This window comes from Pseudomonas nitroreducens, from assembly GCF_010994165.1.
Classification (GTDB): Bacteria; Pseudomonadota; Gammaproteobacteria; order Pseudomonadales; family Pseudomonadaceae; genus Pseudomonas; species Pseudomonas nitroreducens.
In genome coordinates this window covers 706,443-732,869 of record NZ_WMBX01000003.1, presented here as the reverse complement: position 1 = coordinate 732,869, position 26,427 = coordinate 706,443, and the positions used below count along the sequence as shown (strand labels likewise).

Sequence of the window (26,427 nt, the reverse complement as noted above, 5' to 3'; positions counted from 1 at the left end):
CCATCCGCTATAAGCCATGTTTTTGACGCCAAGTTTTTGCTCTTACAGACAAGGGAATGCCCCTGGCGCCGACCTCCATGCGGCCCGGTCGGCAACCAGGCAAGCCTCACCAGGAGAAGTGCATGAGCAGCGTCGTCGCCGTCGTGAAAAGCATCATCGGCCAAGTGATTGCGGTATCCCCCGAGGGCGTCCAGCGCGTCCTGGTCGAAGGTGACCGCATCTACCAGGGCGAACAGCTGCTCACCGGCGCCGCAGGAGCGGTGACGCTCGACGTCGGCAAGGGCAAGCTGGTGGACCTGGGCCGGGACAGCCAGTGGAGCAGCGCCGACCTGCCGCAGGCCGAGACGCACCACGCAGCCGCGCAGCCGGCCAACGCTCCGAGCACCGAGGACCTGCAGAAGGCCATCGCCGCCGGCCTCGACCCGACCCAGGCCCTCGCCCCTACCGCGGCGGGCCCCAGTGCCGCTCCGTCGGCAGGTGGCAATGGCGGCGTCGGTGGCGGTCACAGCTTCGTGATGCTCGATGCCACCGCCGGGCACGTCGACCCGAACATCGGCTACACCACCGCCGGTCTGGACAACGGTGGCTCCGCCGGCGACGAGCGCCAGGGCGACCTGCCGCCCAACCTCGCGCCCGAATTCAGCGAAGGCAGCAACGGTGTGCTGAACCTCACCACCGCCGAGGACACCCTGCTCACGGGCACCTTCGCCGCCCGCGATCCGAATGGCGACACCATCAGCTACAGCGTCGGCCAGGCCCCGGCCAATGGCCTGCTGGTGCTCAATCCCAACGGCACCTGGCAGTACAACCCGAACGGCGACTACAACGGCGCCGACAGTTTCACCGTGATCGTCACCGACGCCCGTGGCGCTACCAGCACCCTGGTGGTGAACGTCGGCATCACCCCGGTGAACGACGCTCCGGTGGCTACTGGCACCTATACCAGCACCGTCACCGACACCGCCGCCAACGACAGCTTCGCCGAGATCAAGGGTCAACTGACCGCCACCGACGTCGACGACACCAACCTGACCTGGAGCGGCAGCGCCAAGGGCGCCTACGGTGAACTGACCGTCAACGCCGACGGCAGCTACACCTATGTGGTCGACGCCAATGCGGTGAACGCCCTGCCCCAGGGGCAGAACCCGAGCGAAAGCTTCACCGTGACCGTGACCGACCCGTCCGGCGCTACCGACACCCGCGTCATCACCATCAACGTGCAGGGCGCCAACGACACGCCGGTCGCCCAGGATGGCCAGGCCAGCGTCACCGAGGACAGCGTGATCGGCGGCCAACTGGTGGCCACCGACCGCGACACCGGCAGCACCCTCACCTTCACCACCAACGGCAACCCGCCGGCGGGCTTCACCCTGAAGCCGGACGGCAGCTGGACCTTCGATGGCAAGGACCCGGCCTACCAGCACCTGGCCGAGGGCGAGACCCAGGTGGTGCAGGTGCCCTACACCGTCACCGACGAGCACGGCGCCACCAGCACCGCCACGCTTACCGTGACCCTGACCGGCACCAACGACGCGCCGGTCGCCCTGCCGGGCGCTGCCACCACCGAAGAGAACACCGTGCTCAACGGCCAGGTTCCGGCCGCCAGCGACGTGGACGGCAGCGTCACCGGCTACCAGCTGACCACTGGCGTCGGCCAGGGCAACGGCAGCCTGAGCTTCAATCCGGACGGCAGCTACAGCTTCAATCCCGGCAAGGACTTCGACAGCCTCGCCCAGGGCGAGACCCGCGACGTGACCTTCACCTACCAGGCGAAGGACAACAACGGTGCGCTGAGTGACCCGCAGACCATCACCATCACCGTCACCGGCACCAACGATGCGCCGGTTGCCCAGCCGGGCACCGCCTCCACCGAGGAGAACACCGTTCTCAATGGCCAGGTTCCGGCCGCCAGCGACGTGGACGGCAGCGTCACCGGCTACCAACTGACCACTGACGTCGGCCAGGGCAACGGCAGCCTGAGTTTCAATCCGGACGGCAGCTACAGCTTCAACCCCGGCAAGGACTTCGACAGCCTCGCCGAGGGCGAGACCCGCGACGTGACCTTCACCTACCAGGCGAAGGACAACAATGGCGCGCTGAGCGACCCGCAGACCATCACCATCACCGTCACCGGCACCAACGACGCGGCGGTGATCACCGGCCAGACCAGCGGCAGCGCCGATGAAACCGACGCCCCGCTGACCCTCGGCGGCAAACTCGATATCACCGACGTCGACAGCCCGGCCACATTCCAGGCCCAGAACAACGTCGCCGGCCTGCACGGCACCTTCAATCTCGGCACCGACGGCACCTGGACCTACACCGCCAACAGCGCCTACAACGAGCTGAATGTCGGCGACAAGCTCACCGACACCTTCACCGTGAAGGCCGCCGACGGCACCAGCAGCACCGTGACCGTGACCATCAACGGCACCAACGATGCACCGGTGGCCAGCGCCACCAGCGGCGCCGTGAAGGAAGACGCGCAGATCAGCGGCCAACTCGCCGCCACCGACGCCGACGATGGCGCCAAGCTCACCTACACCCTGGACAAGACTGCCCCGGCCGGCTTCAGCGTCGATGCCGACGGCAAGTGGTCCTTCGATGCCAGCGTCAGCGAATACCAGCACCTGAAAGCCGGTGCCACCCAGACCATCCAGGTGCCGTTCACCGTCACCGATGAGCACGGCGCCACCAGCTCCAGCAGCCTGACCATCACCATCACCGGCACCAACGATGCGCCGGTGGCCCAGGCTGCCAGCGCAGCGGGCACTGAAGACAAGCTCAGCTTCGGCAAACTGGTCGCCACCGACGTGGACGACGGCGCCAAGCTCAGCTTCAGCCTCAACGACAAGGCACCGGCCGGCTTCACCCTGCTCAAGGACGGCACCTGGGCCTTCAACGGCCTGAACCCGGCCTACCAGAGCCTCGCCGCCGGCGAGACCAAGGTCCTGTCGATCGACTACACCGTCACCGACGAACACGGCGCCACCAGCACCAACACCCTGACCCTGACCGTTACCGGCACCAACGACACGCCGATCGCCCTGCCCTCGCTGACCTTCGTCCGCGAAGACGCGCAGATCAGCGGCGAGCTCAAGGCCATCGACGTCGACAACGGCGCCCAGCTGACCTTCAGCCTCAACCAGGCCGCCCCGGCCGGCCTGACCCTGGGCAGCGACGGCAAGTGGAGCTTCGACGCCAGCGATGCCGCCTACCAGCACCTGAAGGCTGGTGCGGTGCAGGTCATCAACGTTCCCTACACCGTCACCGACGAACACGGCGCGAGCACCCAGAGTTTCCTGGTGATCACCGTCACCGGCACCAACGATGCCCCGCGCGCTGATGCCGCCACCGCTGCGGCAGTGGAAGACCAGGTCAGCAAGGGCCAGCTCACCGCCACCGACGTGGACGATGGCGCCAAGCTGAGCTTCAGCGTCTCCGGCAACCCGCCGGCCGGCTTCACCCTGAAGACCGACGGCAGTTGGACCTTCGACGGCAAGAACCCGGCCTACCAGTCCCTTGCCGAAGGCGAGACCAAGGACATCGTGGTCAAGTACATCGTCACCGACGAGCACGGTGCGACCGATACCCAGACCCTGACCATCACCGTCACCGGGACCAACGACGCGCCCATCGCCTACGCCGACACCGCCACCACTGAAGAGAACACCGTTCTCCAGGGCCAGGTTCCGGCCGCCACCGATGTCGACGGCACCATCGCCAGCTACCAGCTGACCAGCGATATCGCCCAGGGCAAAGGCTCGCTGACCTTCAACGCCGATGGCAGCTACACCTTCACCCCCGGCACCGCATTCGACCACCTGGCCGTCGGACAGAGCGAGAACGTCACCTTCACCTACCAGGCGAAGGACAACAACGGCGCGCTGAGCGACCCGCAGACCATCACCATCACCATTACCGGCAGCAACGACGCGCCGGTGGCCAGCGCCACCAGCGGCGCCGTGAAGGAAGACGCGCAGATCAGCGGCCAACTCGCCGCCACCGATGCCGACGATGGCGCCAAGCTCACCTACACCCTGGACAAGACTGCCCCGGCCGGCTTCAGCGTCGATGCCGACGGCAAGTGGTCCTTCGATGCCAGCGTCAGCGAATACCAGCACCTGAAAGCCGGTGCCACCCAGACCATCCAGGTGCCGTTCACCGTCACCGATGAACACGGCGCCACCAGCTCCAGCAGCCTGACCATCACCATCACCGGCACCAACGATGCGCCGGTGGCCCAGGCTGCCAGCGCAGCGGGCACGGAAGACAAGCTCAGCTTCGGCAAACTGGTCGCCACCGACGTGGACGACGGCGCCAAGCTCAGCTTCAGCCTCAACGACAAGGCGCCGGCCGGCTTCACCCTGCTCAAGGACGGCACCTGGGCCTTCAACGGCCTGAACCCGGCCTACCAGAGCCTCGCCGCCGGCGAGACCAAGGTCCTGTCGATCGACTACACCGTCACCGACGAACACGGCGCCACCAGCACCAACACCCTGACCCTGACCGTTACCGGCACCAACGACACGCCGATCGCCCTGCCCTCGCTGACCTTCGTCCGCGAAGACGCGCAGATCAGCGGCGAGCTCAAGGCCATCGACGTCGACAACGGCGCCCAGCTGACCTTCAGCCTCAACCAGGCCGCCCCGGCCGGCCTGACCCTGGGCAGCGACGGCAAGTGGAGCTTCGACGCCAGCGATGCCGCCTACCAGCACCTGAAGGCTGGTGCGGTGCAGGTCATCAACGTTCCCTACACCGTCACCGACGAACACGGCGCGAGCACCCAGAGTTTCCTGGTGATCACCGTCACCGGCACCAACGATGCTCCGCGCGCTGATGCTGCCACCGCTGCGGCAGTGGAAGACCAGGTCAGCAAGGGCCAGCTCACCGCCACCGACGTGGACGATGGCGCCAAGCTGAGCTTCAGCGTCTCCGGCAACCCGCCGGCCGGCTTCACCCTGAAGACCGACGGCAGCTGGACCTTCGACGGCAAGAACCCGGCCTACCAGTCCCTCGCCGAAGGCGAGACCAAGGACATCGTGGTCAAGTACATCGTCACCGACGAGCACGGTGCGACCGATACCCAGACCCTGACCATCACCGTCACCGGGACCAACGACCCGGCCGTCATCGGCGGCGTGGCCAGCGTGAGCGTCAATGAGACCGATGCACCGATCACCACCGGCGGCCAACTGACTGTCACCGACGTCGACGGCGCGGCCAGCTTCCAGGCCCAGAGCAACGTCGCCGGCCTGCACGGCACCTTCAACCTCGGCACCGACGGCAGCTGGACCTATACCGCCAACAGCGCCTACAACGAGCTGGGCGTCGGCGACAAGCTCACCGACACCTTCACCGTGAAGGCCGCCGACGGCACCAGCAGCACCGTGACCGTCACCATCAACGGCACCAACGATGCCCCGGTCGCCTCGGCCGACGTCGCCAACACCGAAGAGAACACCGTGCTCAACGGTCAGGTTCCGGCCGCCAGCGATGTCGACGGCACCGTCGTCAGCTACCAACTGGCCACCGACGTGGCGCAAGGCAAAGGCACGCTGACCTTCAATGCCAACGGCAGCTACACCTTCAATCCGGGTACCGCCTTCGACCACCTGGCCGCTGGCGCCAGCGAGAACGTCACCTTCACCTACCAGGCGAAGGACAACAACGGCGCCCTGAGCGACCCGCAGACCATCACCATCACCGTGACCGGCACCAACGACAAGCCGGTGGCCTTCGCCGATGCCCAGACCACCGAGGAGAACACCGTTCTCGATGGCCAGGTTCCGGTCGCCACCGATGTCGATGGCACCATCGCGGGTTATCAACTGGCCACCGACGTGGCACAGGGCAAAGGGGCGCTGACCTTCAACAGCGATGGCAGCTACACCTTCAATCCGGGCAGCGACTTCGACCACCTGGCCGCCGGCCAGAGCGAGAACGTCACCTTCACCTACCAGGCGAAGGACAACAACGGCGCCCTGAGCGACCCGCAGACCATCACCATTACCGTCACCGGCACCAATGACGCGGCGGTGATCACCGGCCAGACCAGCGGCAGCGCCAACGAGACCGACGCCCCGGTCACCCTCGGCGGCAAGCTCGATGTCACCGACATCGACGGCCCGGCCAGCTTCCAGGCACAGAGCAACGTCGCCGGCCTGCACGGCACCTTCAACCTCGGCACCGACGGCAGCTGGACCTATACCGCCAACAGCGCCTACAACGAGCTGGGCGTCGGCGACAAGCTCACCGACACCTTCACCGTGAAGGCCGCCGACGGCACCAGCAGCACCGTGACCGTCACCATCAACGGCACCAACGATGCCCCGGTCGCCTCGGCCGATGTCGCCAGCACCGAAGAGAACACCGTGCTCAACGGTCAGGTTCCGGCCGCCAGCGATGTCGATGGCACCGTCGTCAGCTACCAGCTGGCCACCGACGTGGCGCAAGGCAAAGGCACGCTGACCTTCAATGCCAACGGCAGCTACACCTTCAATCCGGGTACCGCCTTCGACCACCTGGCCGCTGGCGCCAGCGAGAACGTCACCTTCACCTACCAGGCGAAGGACAATAACGGCGCCCTGAGCGCCCCGCAGACCATCACCATCACCGTGACCGGCACCAACGACAAGCCGGTGGCCTTCGCCGATGCCCAGACCACCGAGGAGAACACCGTTCTCGATGGCCAGGTTCCGGTCGCCACCGATGTCGATGGCACCATCGCGGGTTATCAACTGGCCACCGACGTGGCACAGGGCAAAGGTTCGCTGACCTTCAACAGCGATGGCAGCTACACCTTCAATCCGGGCAGCGACTTCGACCACCTGGCCGCCGGCCAGAGCGAGAACGTCACCTTCACCTACCAGGCGAAGGACAACAACGGCGCGCTGAGCGACCCGCAGACCATCACCATTACCGTCACCGGCGCCAATGACGCGGCGGTAATCACCGGCCAGACCAGCGGCAGCGCCAACGAGACCGACGCTCCGGTCACCCTCGGCGGCAAGCTCGATGTCACCGACATCGACGGCGCGGCCAGCTTCCAGGCGCAGAGCAACGTCGTCGGCCTGCACGGCACCTTCAACCTCGGCACCGACGGCACCTGGACCTATGTCGCCAACTCGGCCTTCAACGAACTGAAAGTCGGCGACAAGCTCACCGAGACCTTCACCGTGAAGGCCGCCGACGGCACCAGCGCCAGCGTCACCGTCACCATCAACGGCACCAACGACAAGCCGGTGGCCTTCGCCGATACCCAGACCACCGAAGAGAACACCGTTCTCCACGGCCAGGTCCCGGTCGCCACCGATGTCGACGGCACCATCGTTCGCTACGAGGTGGTCAATAATCTCGCCCAGGGCAAGGGCACCCTGGCCTTCAACGAGGACGGCAGCTACACCTTCAACCCGGGCACCGCCTTCGACCACCTGGCCGCCGGCCAGAGCGAGAACGTCACCTTCACCTACCAGGCGAAGGACAACAACGGAGCCGTGAGCGGTCCGCAGACCATCACTATCGTGGTTACCGGCAGCAACGACGCCGCCGTCATCAGCGGTGTCAGCTCGCGCGACGTGAATGAAACCGACGCGCCGATCAGCACCGGCGGCAAGCTGAACATCACCGACGTCGACGGCCCGGCCAGCTTCCAGGCCCAGAGCAACGTCGCCGGCAAGTACGGCACCTTCAATCTCGGTACCGATGGCAACTGGACCTACGTCGCCAGCAGCGCCTACAACGAGCTGAAACAGGGCCAGACCCTGACCGACACCTTCACCGTCAAGGCTGCCGATGGCACCAGCGCCACGGTGACCGTGAACATCATCGGTACCAACGACAAGCCGCTCGCCTTCGGCGATACCGTCACCACCGACGAAAACGCCGTGCTGAACGGCCATGTACCGGCTGCGACCGACATCGACGGCACCATCGCGAGCTACCAGCTGGCGACCAACGTCGCCGCCGGCAAGGGCACGCTGACCTTCAACGCCAACGGCAGCTACACCTTCAACCCGGGCACCGCCTTCGATCACCTGGCCCAGGGCCAGAGCGAGAACGTCACCTTCATCTACCAGGCGAAGGACAACAACGGTGCGCTGAGCGACCCGCAGACCATCACCATCACCGTCACCGGCACCAACGACAAGCCGGTCGCCTACGCCGACACCCAGACCACCGAAGAGAACACTGTTCTGCACGGCCAGGTCCCGGTTGCCACCGACGTCGACGGCACCATCGCGGGTTATCAACTGGCCACCGACGTGGCACAGGGCAAAGGTTCGCTGACCTTCAACACCGATGGCAGCTACACCTTCACCCCCGGTACCGCCTTCGATCACCTGGCCGCCGGCCAGAGCGAGAGCGTCACCTTCACCTACCAGGCGAAGGACAACAATGGCGCGCTGAGCGATCCGCAGACCATCACCATCACCGTCACCGGCACCAACGACAACCCGGTTGCCGTGCCGGACACCGCGCACACCAACGAAGACACCGCGATCCGCATCGACGTTCTGGGCAACGACACCGATGCCGAACACGACGCCCTGATCGTCACCGGCGCCAGCGCCGGCAACGGCACCGTGGTGATCAACCAGGACGGCAGCCTGAGCTACACGCCGAAGGAGAACTTCAGCGGCTCCGACACCATCACCTACACCATCAGCGATGGCAAAGGCGGCACGTCCACCTCCACCGTGGCGGTGAGCATCGAGGCCGTGGCGGACAAGCCGAACCTGAGCCTGGACGGCAGCAGCAGCCACCCGAAAGCCACCGGCCTGACCGTGGACACCTGGACCGGCCTGGCCCTGGGCAATGGCGGCAACGGTGCATCGCCGGCCGACCTGCAGGCGAAGATCGACGCAGCCGGCACGCCGACCACCCACGGCTCCACCGACAGCGTGCGCAACATCGACGTCACCGCCGGCACCGCCACCAAGGTCAGTGGCCTGATCTTCCTGGAAGCCGGCCACACCTACACCTTCACCGGCGTGGGCGATGACAGCGTGCGCCTGGTGATCGGGGGCAGCACCGTCGCCGAGGCCACCTGGGTCGGCAGCAGCGGCAAATTCAGCGGCACCTTCACCCCGACCGAGAGCGGCTACTACCCTATCGCGCTCTACCAGCACAACCAGAGTGGCCCGGGCAACTACACCCTGAGCATCTCCGACAATGGCAGCGCCGCGCAGGTACTGGGCACCGGCAGCGCGCAGGTCTACCACGACACCAGTGAGCTGACCGCGGGCGGCGAGCGCCTGACCGACCTGACCGGCAGCAGCGGCCAGAGCCACTACAAGGTGTTCGGCCTCAACGAAGGCAACGAAGACAGCGCGATCAACCTGTCGAAGATCAAGGCTTCGCTGGTCGATACCGACGGCTCCGAGACCCTGTCGATCAGCATCGGCAAGATCCCGGTCGGCGCCACCCTGAGCGACGGCAAGAACAGCTTCACCGCCGACGCTACCCACAGCAGCGTCGACCTCAAGGGCTGGAACCTCGACACCCTGACCCTGACTCCGCCGGCCGACTTCAACGGCACCATCAAGCTGGAAGTCAGCGCCACGGCGACCGAAAGCAGCAACAACGATGCGGCGACCCGCACCGTCGACCTCAACGTCACCGTGTACCCGGTGAACGATGCGCCGACCAGTGCCAACCAGAACCAGAGCACTGCCGAAGACACCCCGCTGACCGGCAAGATCGTCGCCAGCGACGTCGATGGCGACACCCTCAGCTACGCCGTGAAAGCCGGTGCCACACCGGCCCACGGCAGCGTGACGGTGAATGCCGCCACCGGCGACTACACCTACACGCCGGCCAAGGACTACAACGGCCCGGACAGCTTCACCGTCCGCATCAGCGACGGTAAAGGCGGCTTCGCCGACTCCGTGGTGAACGTCAACGTCACCCCGGTCAACGACGCGCCGACCACTGCCGACCAGTCCAAGACCACCGCCGAAGACACCGCGCTGACCGGCAAGATCGTCGCCACCGATGTCGATGGCGACACCCTGAGCTATACCGTCCAGAGCGGCACAGCCCATGGCACGCTGGTGCTCAACACCGCCACCGGCGACTACACCTATACCCCCAGCAAGGACTACAACGGCCCGGACAGCTTCACCGTCCGCGTCAGCGACGGTAAAGGCGGCTTCGTCGACTCCGTGGTGAACGTCAACGTCACCCCGGTCAACGACGCACCGACCACCGCCGACCAGTCCAAGACCACCGCCGAGGACACCGCCCTTGCCGGCAAGATCGTCGCCAGCGACGTCGATGGCGACACCCTGAGCTATGCCGTAAAAACCGGCGTGGCCCATGGCACACTGACGCTCAACACAGCCACCGGCGACTACACCTACACGCCGGCCAAGGACTACAACGGCCCGGACAGTTTCACCGTCCGCGTCAGCGACGGTAAAGGCGGCTTCGCCGACTCCGTGGTGAATGTCAACGTCACCCCGGTCAACGACGCGCCGACCACTGCCGACCAGTCCAAGACCACCGCCGAAGACACCGCGCTGACCGGCAAGATCGTCGCCACCGATGTCGATGGCGACACTCTCAGCTATGCATTCCAGAGCCAGGCCGCTCATGGCACCGTGGTGCTCAACACCGCCACCGGCGACTACACCTATACCCCGAGCAAGGACTACAACGGCCCGGACAGCTTCACCGTCCGCGTCAGCGACGGTAAAGGCGGCTTCGTCGACTCCGTGGTGAACGTCAACGTCACCCCGGTCAACGACGCACCGACCACCGCCGACCAGTCCAAGACCACCGCCGAGGACACCGCCCTTGCCGGCAAGATCGTCGCCAGCGACGTCGATGGCGACACCCTGAGCTATGCCGTAAAAACCGGCGTGGCCCATGGCACACTGGCGCTCAACACAGCCACCGGCGACTACACCTACACGCCGGCCAAGGACTACAACGGCCCGGACAGCTTCACCGTCCGCGTCAGCGACGGTAAAGGCGGCTTCGCCGACTCCGTGGTGAACGTCAACGTCACCCCGGTCAACGATGCCCCCGAAGCCAAGAACGACACCAAATCCACCGGCGAGAACACCACCCTCAGCAGCCAGGTACCGGTGGCGACCGATATCGACAGCTCGGTCAACCCCAATGGCTACGCGCTGGTACAAGGGGTGGGCAGCGGCAACGGCAGCCTGACCTTCAACGCCAACGGCAGCTACGTGTTCAACCCCGGTACCGACTTCGACTCTCTCGCTCCGGGCGAGAGCCGCCAGGTGACCTTCACCTACACGGCGAAGGACGCCGAGGGTGCGGTCAGCGCACCGGCCACCGTGACCATCACCGTCAATGGCGCCAACGACGCGCCCAACGGCGCCGACAAGACCATCACCCTCGACGAAGACAGCAGCCGCAGCTTCAGCGCGACCGACTTCGGCTTCAGCGACGTCGACCACAACGACGCCCTCAGCGCCGTGCGCATCGACAGCCTGCCCGCCAACGGCAGCCTGAAGCTCAACGGCACCGCCGTGACTGCCGGCCAGGTGATCGACGCCGCCGACCTCGGCAAGCTGGTCTTCACCCCGGCGGCCAACGCCAACGGCAACAACTACGCCAACTTCACCTTCTCGGTGAAGGACAGCAACGGCGCCTTCGACGCTACGCTGAACAAGATCACCCTCAACGTCACCCCGGTGAACGACAATCCGGTGGCCGTGAACGACAACTTCACCCTCAGCGGTCTGCAAGGCAACTACTGGGGCTACCGCGAAGGCGCCGATGGCGCCAACCTCACCAGCCTCAGCCAGGTAGCAGCCTTTATCGCCGGCAAGGCCGCCGCCGCGACCTTTACCGCCACTTCGCTGAACTACAACCTCAGCGGCGGCGACCTGGGCGGCGACGGCAACCTGCAGAAATTCCTGGGCAATGACGCCGGTTCGCTGAACACCGACCCGGCGAACACCTCCGACGCGATCATCCAGCTGACCGGCGCAATCAATCTCAACGCCGGCAACTACCAGCTGCGGGTCAACGCCGACGATGGCTTCAGCATCAAGATCGACGGCGTGGAAGTCTTCCGCTACGACGCGAACCAGAGCCCGACAGGCCGCGAATCGGCGGTGTTCACCATCGCCCAGAGCGGTAACCACAGCATCGAGATCGTCTACTGGGATCAAGGCGGCCAGGCCCAACTGCAGGTCGAGATGCGTCCGCAGGGCGGTACCTACGCAACCGTCGGCGGCACCGCGCTGACCCACGCCGTGGGCGAGTTGGTGACCAATGAAGACACCCCGCTGACCATCGCGCCGAAAACCCTGCTGGGTAACGACAGTGATGTAGACGGCGACAGCCTGTCGATCCTCAGCGTCCAGGGCGCGGTGAACGGCACCGTCAAGCTGGACGGCGGCAACGTCGTGTTCACGCCGAACAAGGACTTCAACGGTACCGGCAGCTTCACCTACACCATCAGCGACGGCCACGGCGGCACCAGCACCGCGACCGTCACCGTGGGCGTCACCGCGGTGAACGACGCGCCAACCCTGGTGGCCGACACCGCCACCACCAAGGAAGACACGTCGGTCAAGATCGACGTACTGGCCAATGACACCGACGTGGACGGCGACAAACTCACCGTCAGCGCCGCCAGCGCCAGCAACGGCAGCGTAGTGATCAACACCGACGGTACTCTCAGCTACACGCCCAAGACCAACTTCAGCGGCAACGACACCATCAGCTACACCGTCAGTGACGGCCATGGCGGCACCGCCACCAGCACCGTCGCGGTCAGTGTCAGCCCGGTGGCCGATGCACCGCAGCTGATCAGCGGCAGCATCTTCCAGCTCAACCCGGGTGCGGTAACCATCAGCACCACCCAGGAAGTCACCCGCGCCGTGCTGGAGCAGGAAACCGGCCTGTCCAACAACGCCCTCAACGCCATCGACCCGCCCAAGGGCGCGCTGAACGATCCGGGCAACGTCACGGTGATCGACGGCGCTCTGACCAGCTCGGACTACAGCCTCACCGCTGGCAGCAAGATCAACTTCACCTGGGCCTTCACCAACGGCGAGAACACCGTCAGCGAAATCCAGGACGGCTTCAACGACATCGTTGCCCTGGTCGTCACCGCCCCCACCGGCGCCAGGCAGGTCATCCAGGTGACCTCCTCGGAACAGCTGGGCGCCAGCGTGAACGGCAACGGCATCCAGAGCTTCACCGCGACCCAGAGCGGCAACTACCACTTCGACTGGCTGGTGCTCAACGGTGGTGACAATGGCAAGGACTCCAGCCTGGCCATCAGCAACACCACCGTGACCTTCGGCGGCAAGACCTACGGCTCGGCCGTGGACATCGCCCTGACCACCGGCCTGACCGACACCGATGGCTCCGAGAGCCTGAGCGTGAAGATCAGCGGTGTGCCGACCGATGCAGCATTCACGGCGGGGACCAAGACCGGCGCCGACACCTGGACCTTCACCGAGGCGCAACTGCACGACCTGCAGCTGCTCACCGCGGTGAACTACACCGGCACGCTGAACCTGAACGTCACCGCCATTGCCACCGAGTCCGACGGCAGCACTGCCAGCACCAGCGGCACCCTCTCCGTCACCGTCGCCACCACCACCAGCACCACGGCCAGCAACAACAACGACCTGCTGCACGGCCTGGACGGCAGCGACACCCTCAGCGGCGGCAACGGCCACGACATCATCTACGGCGGTACCAGCAACGACACCCTCAACGGTGGCAACGGCAATGACTCGCTGTATGGCGGCGCAGGCAACGACACCCTCAACGGTGATGCCGGCAACGACCTGCTGGTGGGCAACGAGGGCAACGACATCCTCAACGGCGGCGCGGGTGACGACATCCTGATCGGCGGCAAGGGCAACGACATCCTCACCGGCGGTGCGGGTGCCGACACCTTCATCTGGCGAGCCGGCGATATCGGCAACGACACCATCACCGACTTCAAGGCTGGTGAAGGCGACCGCATCGATATCAGCGACCTGCTGCCGGAGACCGCGCACAACGACATCCTCAGCTACCTGAAGGTGGACACCACGACCTCGACCCTGCAGGTGAGCACCACCGGGCAGATCAACAATGGCGGTGCCGCGGACGTCACCATCAAGCTGAGCGGCGTCGAGCTCTCCGCTTACGGCTCGACCTCCACCGAGATCGTCAACAAGCTGGTGGCGGGTTCCGACCCGGTGGTCAAGACTGAGCATCACTGATCCGCGGTTGCCGCAAGGCTGCCAAACGGTCAGGCTCTGACACGGCGACAGCGGGGCCACCCTTCGGGGTGGTTCCGCTGTCGCTCCTTCACATCACGATAAATGGGGACGGGTCGATGCTGTACATCCAGCGCAACGCCGAGGGAAAAGTGGCGCGCGTCGAGGACGCCGAATTCGAAGGCGCCACCGGCACGCTGCCGGCGGACCATCCGGACATCCAGGCCTGGGCGGCCGAAAGCAGCCTGCTGCAGCTCAAGCAGAGCGATCTGGACATGATCCGGGTACTGGAAGACCTGATCTCGGTGCTGATCACCAAGGGCGTGATCCGCATCACCGACCTGCCGCCGGCGGCGCGCTCGAAACTGCTCAACCGGACCCAGGCGCGGGAAGCCCTGGGCGGGCTGACGCGGCTGATCAACGACGACGAGGAAACGGGGCTGATCTGAGCCCCGTTTTCCTTTGCGCGACGGTCACGCGGCATCCCCTGTAGGAGCGAGCTTGCTCGCGAACAAGCTCCGCTGCGAGGCCAGGTTCGCGAGCAAGCTCGCTCTTACAGAAAGCAGCTCCGTATTAGCTTTGGCTCTGAAGACTTCCAGAGAAACATCAGCGCACTCCGGACTGCCCCTTTCAGGAGGCCTCGTTGAAGCGAGTTTCAGGGATTGAGCGGCATGGATGTCGCGAGAGCCACGATGGGCCAGGGATGGCCCGTCGTGGCGTGCCCCTGAAACTTCGGTTCAACGAGGGTATTTTTCGCCTAAGCGAAAAACCGGATGGAGGGGCAAGACCTTTGCCTACTTTGGGTGGGGCGGCCATCCGTCGTTTGCCAAAGGAGGTCGCCCGAGGGGGCGAAACAGAAAGTCCACGCGTACGCCGAAGCGGCGCAGAAACAACGAAGCTCGGGCAACAGCATCGCGGACAAAGTCCGCTACGAAAAGCACCCCGCCCCGCCGTCGATCACCAGGGCGCCGGCCCACCGAACAACTGCCCCTGCACGCCCTGAATCCCCATCTCTTTCAGCACCCGGAACTCCCCGGCCGTCTCCACGCGCTCGGCGATCAGCGGCAGGTCGATGCTGTGCGCGGCCCGCTGCATCGCCTCGATGAACAGGCGCTTGTCGTTCTCCTGGTCGATGTGGCGGATGTGGCTGCCGTCCACCTTGAGATAAGCCAGGCCCAGACGAGCCAGGTTGCCGATCATGCTGAAGCGCCCACCGAAGTGCTGCAGGCTCAGGCGATAACCCAGCTCGCCAAGGCGACGGGTCAGCACCTCCAGCACCGCTTGTGCCGGCAACTGGTCTTCCTCCAGCTCCAGGGTCAGGCGCCCGGCGAACTGCGGATGCTGCCTCAGCAGGTCGAATACCCGGGTGGTCGCCCACTCGTCACGCAGCAACGCGGCGGACAGGTTCAGCGCCAGCGGGCGATTGTGCCTGGCCATGTCGGCCAGCACGCTTTCGAGCATCAGCAGGTCCAGCCGCGCGGTCCAGCCGAAGCGGTCCAGCCAGGGCAGGAAGCGCCCGGCGGCGATGCTGCCGCCCTGCCCGTCCGGCAGGCGCGAGAGCACCTTGTAGTGCAGCACGACCTGCGGATCGGCGCAGGACACCACTGCCTGGAAATGCAGCTGGAAGCGCTTGTGCACCAGCGCTTCGTCCAGCAACTGGTGCCAGGTGTGGCGCTCCTCCGCGACCGGTTTCGCCCCGCCCTGGAGGAAGGCCCAGCAGCTGTCGTTCTGTCGTTCGGCCTGCACCAGCGCCTCATCGGCGCGCTGCAACAATGCCTGCGCCGATTCGCCGGAAACGAAAGGCACCAGCCCCAGGCACGCCACCGGGCTCACATCGCTGGCGCCGGTGGAGACCAGCGCGGCCAGCATGCCTTCCAGGCGCATCGCCAGCGCCGGTGCGTCCTCGGGCATCAGCCCTGGCGCCAGCATGACGAACTCGCCGCCGCGGCTGCGCGCCAGGGTCAGGCCGGCACCCAGGCCCTGCCCGGCCAGGCGCAGCTGGTCCGCCACGGCCTTGAGCAACTGGTCGACACGCTGGCCGCCCAGGCGCTGGTTGAGTCCGGCGAGGTCGTTGACCCGCAGCACCAGCAGCACGCCGCTGCTGACCTGATCCTCGGCGCTCAGTCGGTTGTGCAGCTGCATGTCGAAGAAGCGCCGGTTGCCCAGCCCGGTCAGGCTGTCCTGGTAGGCCTCGTCGCGCAGGCGTTCGCTGCGCTGGGCCTGTTCCTGGAACAGCGCCTTGAGCTTCTCCACCATCTGGTTCATCGCCTGCACCACACGGCGCAGTTCAGGGGTGCGCGGCAGCTCCGGCAGGCTGAGGAACTCGCGGCGGGCGATGGCGTGCGACTGCTCCACCATGTAGTCCAGCGGCTTCAGCTGGCGGCGCAGCAGGATGGCGCCGAGCACGGCGCTGGCGATGCCGCACAGTACCAGCCAGAGCAGGCTGCCCAGGGCGCTCTGCCAGAGCTTGGCGATGGCGAACATCGGGTGGCTGAGCACCTCGACCCGTGCGGCCTGGGTCCAGCCGCGGCTGACGATGGCATCGCCGCCGGCCGAGTGCAGGTCGATCAGAGAAATGAACCACTGCGGCACCTTGGCCGCCACCGCGTCGGGCACCCCGGTACGCTCGACCATGACCTTGCCGGAGGCCAGGTCGATCACACGGATGCTCTCGAAGTAGCCACTGTCGAAGATCGAGCTGACCATCAGCTCGACCATCGCCGGGTCGTCGATGTTCGGCGTCAGCGACAGGCCCAGCGCGGTGGCCGCGTCCTGGGCGTGGGAGCGCAGCTGGTTGCCGTACTGCTCGCGCGAGCTTTCCAGGCTGACCATGAAGCTGCCGCTGAAAGCGACCACCAGGAACAGGCAGATGGCGATCAACAACTGTTTGAACAGGGACATCGTGTCTCCAGGCTCCCCCCAGAGGAGCTATTCGTTCGAAGGGAATCCTTCGGCCTTCATCTTTTTCAACAGGTCCTGCCAGCGCGACAGCCGCTTGCTGTCGCCCACCTGCTTGCCGCCACCCGCGCCGCTGCCGGCGAGCCACAGGCCCTCGCCGTTGAAGGCGTACACCGGCTGCAGGTCGCTGCGCTGGCTGGCCGGCAGGATGCTGCCGATCAGGTTGTCCAGCACCAGTGGCACGGCATCGGGCCTCGGGTAGTAAGTCAGCACCATATGCGCCTGGTTCAAACGCAATGCCTTGACGTAGGTAATGCGCAGCTTCTGCGCCGGCACGCCCAGATGTCGCAGGCTGATGTACTTGGCGATGGCGAAGTCCTCGCAATCGCCGGCGCCCTTGAGCAGCGCCTCGACCGGCGTGGCCCAGTAGTCCACCTCGTGCCAGAGGCTGAGGTCGTCGGTAAAGCGCAGCTGGTCGTTGAAGAAGCGATTGACCGCCTGCAGCTGGTCGCGTTCTGCAGCAGTGGACTGCTCCGCGAGCATTTTCTGCCAGGCATCGATACGCACCTGGCCATCGCCCAGCGGACCGTATAGGCGCGCGGACTGCTCGCTGATCAGCTTGAAATCCCACTCGACCTGCTGTGCGCCCGCCAGGACGAACGATGCGACCAGCACCAGGGCCAACGACCCTGGCCAGCAACGGCGCAACATCCTCGAACAACGGCTGAACACGATCGCGACTACTCGACTGCGAGCGCCGACAACCAGCTGCAGGCGCAGGGGTCGCATGGTGCAGACTGGGCGCGAAAAAAACAATGGCACAATGCAATCACTGCATTGTGCCATCACCGGATGACGCGGCCTGGAGGGATGTCAGCCGCGCCGGAGAGGGGAGCGCGTTCAGCTCTTTTCGGGCGGGGTCACGATGTCGAACCAGAAGTCGAAGTCATCAAGCAGGCCGAATAACTTCGCCAGCAACAGCGGGTTGCCCGAGCTCTTGAGCTTGCCCTCGAACACCAGGCGCACCGGCGAGACCTCCTTGAGCATCAGGCGGTTGAGGTCGGCGCGGTCGATGGTCACGGTCTGCCCGGCGTTTTCGCTCTGCACGCCCTTGATGTTGTTCAGGTGCGAGTTCTTCAGCTCCAGCAGGTACTGCTCGTTCTTGTCCGGCAGCACCAGGTTGATGCTGAAGTCCTCGCCTTCGGCCTTCTGCGCATTCATCCGCACGCCGAGGTAGTCGAACAGCAGGCCGGTATCCATGGCCGCCAGCGCATCGGGATTGCTGACGCGCAGCGATGGCAGGTTCCGCGGTACGCCGTTGCGCAGCTCCTGCGCGGCAACCAGGTAGCTGTTGCGCCAGCCGGCGTTCTCCGCCTGGTAGCCGAGCTGCTCCAGGGCGTCCGCCTGCAGGTTGCGCGCGGCCTGGTTGGTCGGGTCCGCGAAGACCAGCTTGTTCACCACCTCCACCACCCAGCGGTATTCACCCTTGTCGAACGAGGCCTTGGCCATCTGCAAAAGGTGATCGGCACCGCCCATGAACTCGACGTACTTCTTCGCCGAATCCTCCGGCGCCAGCGGGTTCAGCGTCGCCGGATTGCTGTCGTAGTAGCCCAGGTACTTGTTCACCACCGCACGCACGTTGTGGCTGACGCTGCCGTGGTAGCCACGGTTGAACCACTCGTTGGCCAGCTCCGGCGGCACCTTCAGGCGCTCGTGGATCTGGTTGATGGTCACCCCGTTATTGGCCAGGTGCAGGGTCTGGTCGTTCAGGTAGCCGTACATGTCACGCTGCTTCTCCAGCGTGCGGACGATGTCCTCGTGGCCCCAGCGCGGCCAGTTGTGCACGGCGAACATCACCTCGGCCTTGTCGCCGAAACGGTGCAGCGCCTCGTTGATGTACTTGCTCCACCCCAGCGGGTCGCGCGTCTCGGCACCGCGCAGGGTATAGAGGTTGTGCAGGGTGGCGGTGACGTTCTCGGCCATCAGCAACGCCTTCTGCTGCGGCAGCCAGACGTTCATTTCCGCCGGCGATTCGGTGCCCGGGGTGTTCTGGAAGGTGAAGGGCACGCCGTCGATTTCCAGGTCCTGCAGCTCGCCATCGATCAGTTTCGTCGGCGCGATGATGCTCAGCGGGCCGTGTGCCACGCCCTTGCCGATGGCCATGTCGACCTGCCCCTGCGGGCCCTTGGGCAGAACGGTGCCGTACTGGTAGGTGGCACGGCGGATCATGGCGTTGCCGGCCATGACGTTTTCCTTGATCGCCGCCTCCATGAAGCCCTTGGGCGCGATGATCTGCACCTCGCCCTTGTCCACCTGCTCCTGGCTGACCAGGCCCTTCACCCCGCCGAAGTGGTCGACATGGGCATGGCTGTAGATGATCGCGCGGATCGGCTTCTGCCCCAGCTCCTGGCTCACCAGGGCGTAGGCAGCCTTGGAGGTCGCCGGAGTGGTCAGGGTGTCGATGACGATCCAGCCGGTATTACCCTCGATGAAGGTGGTGTTGGCCAGGTCGTAGCCGCGTACCTGGTAGATGCCGTCGGTGACCTTGAACAGCCCGTAGGACAGGTTCAGCTGCGCCTGGCGCATCAGGCTGGGGTTGACGCTGCCCAGGTCTTTCGCGGCCTTGATGAAGTCGTAGTCGCCCAGTTGCCAGGCGACGCTGCCGTCATCGTTCTTGATCACCAGGTTGTCGGGGCGCTTGATCAGGCCCTTCTCCACCCGGTCGAAGTCGGCGCGATCGCTGAACGGCAGCGTCTGGCGCACCTGTTCCTGGGCGGCTTCGGTGAAGGAGGTCGGCGGTTTGGGCTGCTCGGCGGCGATCAGCAGGCCGGGGCAGAGACCGGCCAGCAGGAGGGCAGCGGAAAGACGGGACATTCGGAAGGCTCCGGTATTTGTTGTTGTGCTCGCACTATGCCGGCCGTCGCGCTAATAATTCCAATGCATTCCAATTTCAAAATCGATGCAGGAAGCGCATGAGCGATCTCCGTCAGCTACGCCACTTCGTCGCCCTCGCCGAGCACGGCCACTTCGCCCGTGCCGCCGATGCGGTGAATCTTAGCCAACCCGCCCTGTCGCGCAGTATCCAGGCGCTGGAGGGCCAGCTGAACTGCCAGCTGGTGGACCGCAACCCGCGCGGCGTCACCCTCACCGCCCACGGCCGGCTGGTACTGGAGCATGCCCGCCGCCTGCTGGCCGGCGATCGCGCGCTGAAGAACGCGGTGCTGCAACTGGCGGACCTGGAAACCGGCGAGCTGCGCCTGGGTGCCGGCCCCTTCCCCGGCGCGCGACTGCTGCCCCAGGTACTGGCGCGCTACAGCAGCGCCCACCCGAAGGTGTCGATCCTGCTGTCCATCGAAAACTGGGGCGAATTGCAGCAGCGCCTGCTGGATGACGAGCTGGAGCTGTTCGTCGCCGACTACCGCGAACTGGAGGGCGACAGTCGCCTCGAGATTCTGCCGCTGCGCGAGCACCGCGGCGTGCTGTTCTGCCGGCCAGGGCATCCGCTGATGGCCGGCCAACCCTCGCTCGACAGCGTGCTCAGCTATCCGCTGGCGGGGCCTCGCCTGCCCCGCGACGCCCACGAGGGACTCTCGCGCATCCTGGGCCGCGCACAACCGTTGAGCGTGCAATGCGATGACGTGCTGATGCTCAAGGAGTTGGTGAAGGGCAGCGACGTGCTCTGCCTCGCGACCTGGGACGTGGTCGCCGCCGATGTCCAGGCTGGCAGGCTCGCCGTGCTGCCCTGGCCCAATGGCGAAGTGGCCGGGCGCGGCTCAGCCTACGCGCTGGTGCGGCACGCCGGCCGTAGCCTGTCGCCGGCGGCCAGCCAGTTCGTCGAGCTGTTGCTGGAGGAAGACGCGGCATTCAATGCCGCGTCATGAGTGCTTCCGCAGGAGGGCGTGGAGCGCAGCGATAGCCATCGGCCCCACGCTCCGATCGAACCGGCAACTCACCGGTGCCAGCCCTGGTAGGGGCCACCGTAGTACGCCGGCGGTGGCGGCGCAGGGCGATAATAGTGCGGGCGATCGCGCCAGCCTCCACGGTCGTGGTCATGCTCGTAGACCACGCAGCCGGTCAACGGAAGGATCATCAGTACAGCAGCGAAGAAACGACGCATGGCGCCTCCATCAAGCGAGCCGGCCGCCCCGCCGGGATGCGGGGCGTACATTCTTCCGGTCTCGCAAGATCAGACATTCCGCTCAGAACACGGTGCCGCGTCGAAAGGTAAAGCTTGGGTAAATCAGCCGTTTACAGTTTCCAGACGGCGAACCTTGCGGCTTTGCAGATGCAGCACGCTAAACAGCAGCACCTGCACCTTCTCGGTGACCGAACGCCGACGCGCCAGCAACAGCACCTCGCCCACATGCACCACCAGCAGGATCGCGGAGAGCCACAGCAGCGGGCGATGCAACTCGCCGAACGGATAGATCAGGTTGAGCACGGCGGCGAGCCAGAACATGGTCAGCGCGCCCTTGGCAAAGCTCAGCAACTCGGACATGGCGATGGATTCCTCAAGGTGAAGGTCGCAGCAGTCTGCCGCCGGCCACGCCCGCCACGCTCCTGCCTTTCGACTGGCCCGCGCACCAGGAAGCGGCGCCACGCTTCATTTGAGGGCAGGCGAACGCCCTCGCGTGCACCGAAAAACATCCACCACTCCACCGTAGCCCTTCTGCCCCGGCACTTTCGCCGACTTGGCACGCCGCTCGCTTTATTTCGCCTGTGCAGGAACGATCCGAAGCACTCGGACAGCGGCACCACAATCTGAAATGGATGACTAGGGTTCCGGCTCGCCAAGCGAGTGACTGGTCCGAGAGTCATCGACCTCCAGCGAGGTTACACGGCGGGACAAAAGCCCGGGAGACGAGAGCGACACGTGCCGCCCGACTCCTGCCTGCCCGACAATCGACTGGAGATGCTCCATGCGCAAGCCCCTTCTGACCGCCCTGCTCGCTGCCGGCCTCGCCGCCTTCAGCCTCTCAGCCTCCGCCGCCGCGAAGAACAGCTTCAACCTCTGCTGGACCATCTACGCCGGCTGGATGCCCTGGGAATACGCGGCCAGCCACGGCATCGTCGACAAGTGGGCGAAGAAGTACGGCATCGAGATCAAGGTCACCCAGCTCAACGACTACATCGAGTCGATCAACCAGTACACCGCGGGCCAGTTCGACGGCTGCACCATGACCAACATGGACGCCCTGACCATTCCCGCCGCCGGCGGCGTCGACTCCACCGCGCTGATCGTCAGCGACTTCTCCAACGGCAACGACGGCATCGTCCTCAAGGGCGAAGGCAAGACCCTGGCCGACCTCAAGGGGCAGAACGTCAACCTCGTGGAGCTCTCGGTCTCCCACTACCTGCTCGCCCGCGCGCTGGAAAGCGCCCGCCTGAGCGAGAAGGACGTGAAGACGGTGAACACCTCCGACGCCGACATCGCCGCCGCCTTCAACACCGACGAGGTGCAGGCCGTGACCACCTGGAACCCGATGCTCGCCGAGGCCCGCACCAAGCCGGGCACTACCGAGGTGTTCAACTCCAGCCAGATCCCCGGCGAGATCATGGACATGATGGTGGTCAACAGCGCCGTCCTGAAGGACAACCCGGCGCTGGGCAAGGCCCTGACCGGCGCCTGGTTCGAGACCGTCGCGCTGATGCAGGGCGACAGCGCCGACACCCGCGCCGCGCTGGAACACATGGCCAAGGCCTCGGGCACCGACCTCGCCGGCTACCAGAGCCAGCTCGCCACCACCAAGCTGTTTGCCACGCCGCAGGAGGCGCTGGCCTTTGCCACCAGCCCGAAACTGCCGGCGACCATGGACAAGGTCGCGGCCTTCTCCTTCGCCCACGGCCTGCTCGGCGAAGGCGCGAAAAGCGCCGACGCGGTGGGCATGAGCTTCGCCGGCGGGATTTCCACCGGCGACGCGAAGAATCTCAAGCTGCGCTTCGACCCGACCTACGTGCAGATGGCGGCTGAGGGAAAGCTCTGACACCGGAGCCTGCAAGAGCCCCTCACCCTAACCCTCTCCCAGAGGGAGAGGGAACTGGTTGGTGCAGGTTGAAACCCTGGCATCCGCCGGCACGGACAACCCCCTCTCCCTCCGGGAGAGGGCTGGGGTGAGGGAAAAGCATCGGCACGAACTCACGCAAAGCAGTAAACGGCCCCAAAGGCCCGCAATAAACAGGTACGACGCATGCGCCTGATCAACCGAACCCCCGACCGCAGCGGCCGTCTGTTCCTGGTGCTGCTGCCCTTCGCCCTGCTGCTGTTCGCCTACTTCGCGGGCTCCACCTCGCGGCTGGCGGAGAACCCCAACGACAAGCTGCTGCCCAGCGCCGCGCAGATGGCCGACGCGGTGAACCGCCTGGCTTTCAGCGAAGACAAGCGCACCGGCGACGTGCTGTTCTGGCAGGACACCGGCGCCAGCCTGCAACGCCTCGGCATGGGACTGGGCATCGCCGCCCTGCTCGGCCTGGTGCTGGGCATTGCCGCCGGCAGCGTGCCGCTGTTCGGTGCGCCGCTATCGCCGCTGCTCACCGTGCTGTCGATGATCCCGCCGCTGGCGATCCTGCCGGTGCTGTTCATCGTCTTCGGCCTCGGCGAGCTGTCCAAGGTGGTGCTGATCGTCATCGGCGTCGCCCCCTGCATCGCCCGTGACATCGAACAGCGCGCGAGGGAAATCCCCCGCGAACTGCTGATCAAGGCGCAGACCCTGGGCGCCAGCACCTGGACGCTGATCCTGCGCGTGGTGCTGCCGCAACTGATGCCGCGCCTGCTGATTTCCCTGCGCCTGATGCTCGGCTCGGCCTGGCTGTTCCTCATCGCCGCCGAAGCCATCGCCTCCACCGACGGCCTGGGCTACCGCATCTTCCTCGTGCGCCGCTACCTGGCCATGGACGTGATCCTGCCCTACGTGGTGTGGATCACTGCGCTGGCCTGGCTGATGGACTACGGCCTGCGCCTGCTCACCCGGCGCGCCTTCCCCTGGTACGAAGGAGGCAAGGCATGAGCGATAGACAGACAAGCAGCGTAGCGAGCGCTACGAGTGCCAGTTGCCCGGAGCGCAGCAACCGGAGTGGACACATAGTCCATGAGGATTGCGATCACCGCGCAACACAGCAATCGCAACGCGCAGTAGCTGCCACTCCTTTCATCAACGTGAAGAACGTCTGGCAGGAGTATGCCGGCAACGTGGTGCTGGAGCGCCTCAACCTGGCGGTAAAGGAAGGCGAGTTCTGCACCCTGGTCGGCGCCTCCGGCTGCGGCAAGTCCACCTTCCTGCGCCTGCTGCTCGGCCAGGAGCGCCCCAGCCGTGGCGAACTGCTGCTCGAAGGCCAGCCCCTACCGGGCGAGCCCGATCCGAGCCGTGGCGTGGTGTTCCAGCGCTACTCGGTGTTCCCGCATCTGTCCGTGCTCGACAACGTCGCCCTTGGCCTGGAGTTGCCGCGCTCGCCGTTGCTCGGCCGGCTGCTGGGCAACGCCAAGCGCGAGGCCCGCGAGCAGGCCGCCGCCCTGCTCGAACGGGTCGGCCTCGGCCATGCGCTGCAGCAATATCCGACCGCCCTCTCCGGCGGCATGCAGCAACGTCTGGCGATTGCCCAGGCGCTGATCATGAAGCCCCGCGTGCTGCTGCTCGACGAACCCTTCGGCGCACTCGACCCCGGCATCCGCAAGGACATGCACACCCTGCTGCTGGAGCTGTGGCAGGAAACCCGGCTCACCGTGTTCATGGTCACCCACGACCTCGCCGAGGGCTTCAGCCTGGGCACCCGCCTGCTGGTCTTCGACAAGGTCCGCCACGACCCGCAGGCGCCCACCGCCTACGGCGCCCGCATCACCTACGATATCCCGCTCAACGCCGACCGCAAGGCCGCCCGCGCCGCCCTGCCCGAACCGCTCGCCGCGCGCCTGGAAACGGCCGCCGCCCCGCTGATCACGCCGGCCTACTAAGGAGCCCGCCATGAACGAATTGCGCACCACCCTCTACGAAGAAACCGTCCCCGGCGGCGGCCATACCTCCTTCGTCCTCAAGCGCGGCCAGGTGCTGCGCCTGACCGACATCGAAGGCGGCGGCAACGTCAGCCTGCTGCTGTTCAACGCCGCCGAGAAAAGCGAGCGGCTGAACCTGCCCGACAGCCTCAAATGCCAGCACACCGCCAAGCTCACCGCCGGCCACTGCCTGTACTCGGACATGGGCCGCGTGCTGGCCGCCATCACCGCCGACAGCTGCGGCTGGCACGACAGCTTCGGCGGCGTGCTGAACGCCGCCGAAGTGCTGGAGAAATACGGCCAGGGGCGCTACCAGGAACTGCGCAACGGCTTCCACCGCAACGGCGTGGACAACCTGCTGGTGGAGATGGGCAAGTGGGACATGCGCCTGCAGGACCTGCTGATGTGCCTGAACCTGTTCAGCCGCGTGGACGTCGATGCCGACGGCTGCTTGCGCTTCGCCCAGGGCAACTCCAAGGCCGGCGACTACGTCGAGCTCTACGCACCGATGGACACGCTGGTGGTGCTAACCGCCCTGCAACACCCCCTGGACCCGAACCCGCAGTACGCACCCAAGCCCATCGGCCTGACCTGGCAGCAGGTCGCCGCCGATGGCATCAGCGTGCTCTGCCGCACGTCCCGCCCGGAGAATGGCCGCGGCTTCCACAACACCGAACGCCAGTACCTGTAAGGAGCGCGAGCATGCCCATCGTCCCCAGCGCCAAACACCCCGAAGCCTGCGTCTCGCGCACCCTGATCCCGGCCGGCGAACCCAGCCTCACCGAACTCAAGGCCGGGCAGACCCTGCGCATCCTCGACCTGGAAGGCAACCAGGCGGTGGACACCCTGTTCTTCAGCGCCGCCAATCCGCGCGAGCGCTACGACGTACAGCGCACCCTGCGCAAACAGGGGCAGGTCTACCTCAGCGCCGGCAGCGTGCTCTGGTCCAACCTCGGCAACCCGATGCTGACCATCACCGCCGACACCTGCGGCCGCCACGACACCCTCGGCGGTGCCTGCGCCCAGGAGAGCAACACCGTGCGCTACGCCCTGGACAAGCGCTACATGCACAGCTGTCGCGACAACTTCCTGCGCGCCAGCCTGCACGACGGCCGCCTGAGCAAGGCCGACATCAGCCACAACATCAACTTCTTCATGAACGTGCCGGTCACCACCGAAGGCGGCCTGACCTTCGAGGACGGCATCTCCGCTGCCGGCAAGTACGTCGAGCTGCTCGCACACATGGATGTCATCGTCCTGATCTCCAACTGCCCACAGCTCAACAACCCCTGCAACGGCTGGAACCCGACGCCGGCGGAGCTGCTGGTATGGAACTGA

General features: G+C 65.8%; 13 protein-coding genes and 1 riboswitch. Of the genes, 8 read left to right on the top strand and 5 right to left on the bottom strand.

Features of this window, described 5'->3' with window-relative positions:
• Window positions 1–122 precede the first annotated feature (122 nt).
• Both GJV37_RS16655 and GJV37_RS16650 read left to right on the top strand, forming a co-directional pair.
• On the top strand, window positions 123–14,210 hold the full coding sequence (locus GJV37_RS16655; protein ID WP_193452751.1) for a retention module-containing protein: 14,088 nt from the start codon (window positions 123–125) through the stop codon (window positions 14,208–14,210).
• A gap of 116 nt (window positions 14,211–14,326) precedes the next feature.
• Window positions 14,327–14,656, top strand: coding sequence for a hypothetical protein (locus GJV37_RS16650; RefSeq protein ID WP_024767779.1), 330 nt, complete (start codon window positions 14,327–14,329; stop codon window positions 14,654–14,656).
• Window positions 14,657–15,164: 508 nt separating this feature from the next.
• Here the strand turns inward: GJV37_RS16650 and lapD are convergent.
• The 3 genes from lapD to GJV37_RS16635 form a co-directional block, all read right to left on the bottom strand.
• Window positions 15,165–17,108 (bottom strand): cyclic di-GMP receptor LapD, encoded by a 1,944-nt coding sequence (gene lapD, locus GJV37_RS16645; protein WP_193452750.1) that lies wholly within the window; start codon window positions 17,106–17,108, stop codon window positions 15,165–15,167.
• A gap of 27 nt (window positions 17,109–17,135) precedes the next feature.
• Window positions 17,136–17,816, bottom strand: a complete 681-nt coding sequence (gene lapG, locus GJV37_RS16640; RefSeq protein WP_169888065.1) for a cysteine protease LapG — start codon at window positions 17,814–17,816, stop codon at window positions 17,136–17,138.
• Window positions 17,817–18,005: 189 nt separating this feature from the next.
• A complete protein-coding gene (locus GJV37_RS16635; protein WP_193452749.1) occupies window positions 18,006–19,979 on the bottom strand; it encodes an alkyl/aryl-sulfatase in 1,974 nt (657 codons plus the stop codon).
• Between the two features lie 98 nt (window positions 19,980–20,077).
• Between GJV37_RS16635 and GJV37_RS16630 the strand changes: the two genes are divergently transcribed.
• Window positions 20,078–20,986, top strand: a complete 909-nt coding sequence (locus tag GJV37_RS16630; RefSeq protein ID WP_024767734.1) for a LysR family transcriptional regulator — start codon at window positions 20,078–20,080, stop codon at window positions 20,984–20,986.
• Window positions 20,987–21,054: 68 nt separating this feature from the next.
• Here GJV37_RS16630 and GJV37_RS16625 read toward each other — a convergent pair whose 3' ends face one another.
• Together GJV37_RS16625 and GJV37_RS16620 are read right to left on the bottom strand one after the other, a co-directional pair.
• Window positions 21,055–21,222, bottom strand: a complete 168-nt coding sequence (locus GJV37_RS16625) for a hypothetical protein (protein WP_156356647.1) — start codon at window positions 21,220–21,222, stop codon at window positions 21,055–21,057.
• Between the two features lie 123 nt (window positions 21,223–21,345).
• Entirely contained in the window at window positions 21,346–21,603 is a 258-nt protein-coding gene (locus GJV37_RS16620) for a DUF1145 domain-containing protein (RefSeq protein ID WP_193452748.1), read from the bottom strand.
• A gap of 265 nt (window positions 21,604–21,868) precedes the next feature.
• Window positions 21,869–21,967, top strand: a riboswitch (guanidine-I (ykkC/yxkD leader).
• 57 nt (window positions 21,968–22,024) lie between these two features.
• Between GJV37_RS16620 and GJV37_RS16615 the strand changes: the two genes are divergently transcribed.
• From GJV37_RS16615 to GJV37_RS16595, 5 genes are all read left to right on the top strand, one after another.
• Entirely contained in the window at window positions 22,025–23,089 is a 1,065-nt protein-coding gene (locus tag GJV37_RS16615; RefSeq protein WP_193452747.1) for a putative urea ABC transporter substrate-binding protein, read from the top strand.
• A 204-nt stretch (window positions 23,090–23,293) separates the two neighbouring features.
• On the top strand, window positions 23,294–24,109 hold the full coding sequence (locus GJV37_RS16610; protein ID WP_193452746.1) for an ABC transporter permease: 816 nt from the start codon (window positions 23,294–23,296) through the stop codon (window positions 24,107–24,109).
• A complete protein-coding gene (locus GJV37_RS16605) occupies window positions 24,106–25,050 on the top strand; it encodes an ABC transporter ATP-binding protein (protein ID WP_246228358.1) in 945 nt (314 codons plus the stop codon). Before GJV37_RS16610 ends, GJV37_RS16605 begins: the two co-directional genes overlap by 4 nt.
• Before the next feature lie 10 nt (window positions 25,051–25,060).
• Entirely contained in the window at window positions 25,061–25,780 is a 720-nt protein-coding gene (locus tag GJV37_RS16600) for an urea amidolyase associated protein UAAP1 (protein WP_193452745.1), read from the top strand.
• Window positions 25,781–25,791: 11 nt separating this feature from the next.
• A complete protein-coding gene (locus GJV37_RS16595) occupies window positions 25,792–26,427 on the top strand; it encodes an urea amidolyase associated protein UAAP2 (RefSeq protein WP_193452744.1) in 636 nt (211 codons plus the stop codon).

Coding starts and splice junctions, on each gene's coding strand:
- lapG (WP_169888065.1), bottom strand. CDS start 17,816: ATGTTGCGCCGTTGCTGGCCAGGGTCGTTGGCCCTGGTGCTGGTCGCA.
- GJV37_RS16635 (WP_193452749.1), bottom strand. CDS start 19,979: ATGTCCCGTCTTTCCGCTGCCCTCCTGCTGGCCGGTCTCTGCCCCGGC.
- GJV37_RS16655 (WP_193452751.1), top strand. CDS start 123: ATGAGCAGCGTCGTCGCCGTCGTGAAAAGCATCATCGGCCAAGTGATT.
- GJV37_RS16605 (WP_246228358.1), top strand. CDS start 24,106: ATGAGCGATAGACAGACAAGCAGCGTAGCGAGCGCTACGAGTGCCAGT.
- GJV37_RS16630 (WP_024767734.1), top strand. CDS start 20,078: ATGAGCGATCTCCGTCAGCTACGCCACTTCGTCGCCCTCGCCGAGCAC.
- GJV37_RS16625 (WP_156356647.1), bottom strand. CDS start 21,222: ATGCGTCGTTTCTTCGCTGCTGTACTGATGATCCTTCCGTTGACCGGC.
- GJV37_RS16600 (WP_193452745.1), top strand. CDS start 25,061: ATGAACGAATTGCGCACCACCCTCTACGAAGAAACCGTCCCCGGCGGC.
- GJV37_RS16620 (WP_193452748.1), bottom strand. CDS start 21,603: ATGTCCGAGTTGCTGAGCTTTGCCAAGGGCGCGCTGACCATGTTCTGG.
- lapD (WP_193452750.1), bottom strand. CDS start 17,108: ATGTCCCTGTTCAAACAGTTGTTGATCGCCATCTGCCTGTTCCTGGTG.
- GJV37_RS16610 (WP_193452746.1), top strand. CDS start 23,294: ATGCGCCTGATCAACCGAACCCCCGACCGCAGCGGCCGTCTGTTCCTG.
- GJV37_RS16615 (WP_193452747.1), top strand. CDS start 22,025: ATGCGCAAGCCCCTTCTGACCGCCCTGCTCGCTGCCGGCCTCGCCGCC.
- GJV37_RS16595 (WP_193452744.1), top strand. CDS start 25,792: ATGCCCATCGTCCCCAGCGCCAAACACCCCGAAGCCTGCGTCTCGCGC.
- GJV37_RS16650 (WP_024767779.1), top strand. CDS start 14,327: ATGCTGTACATCCAGCGCAACGCCGAGGGAAAAGTGGCGCGCGTCGAG.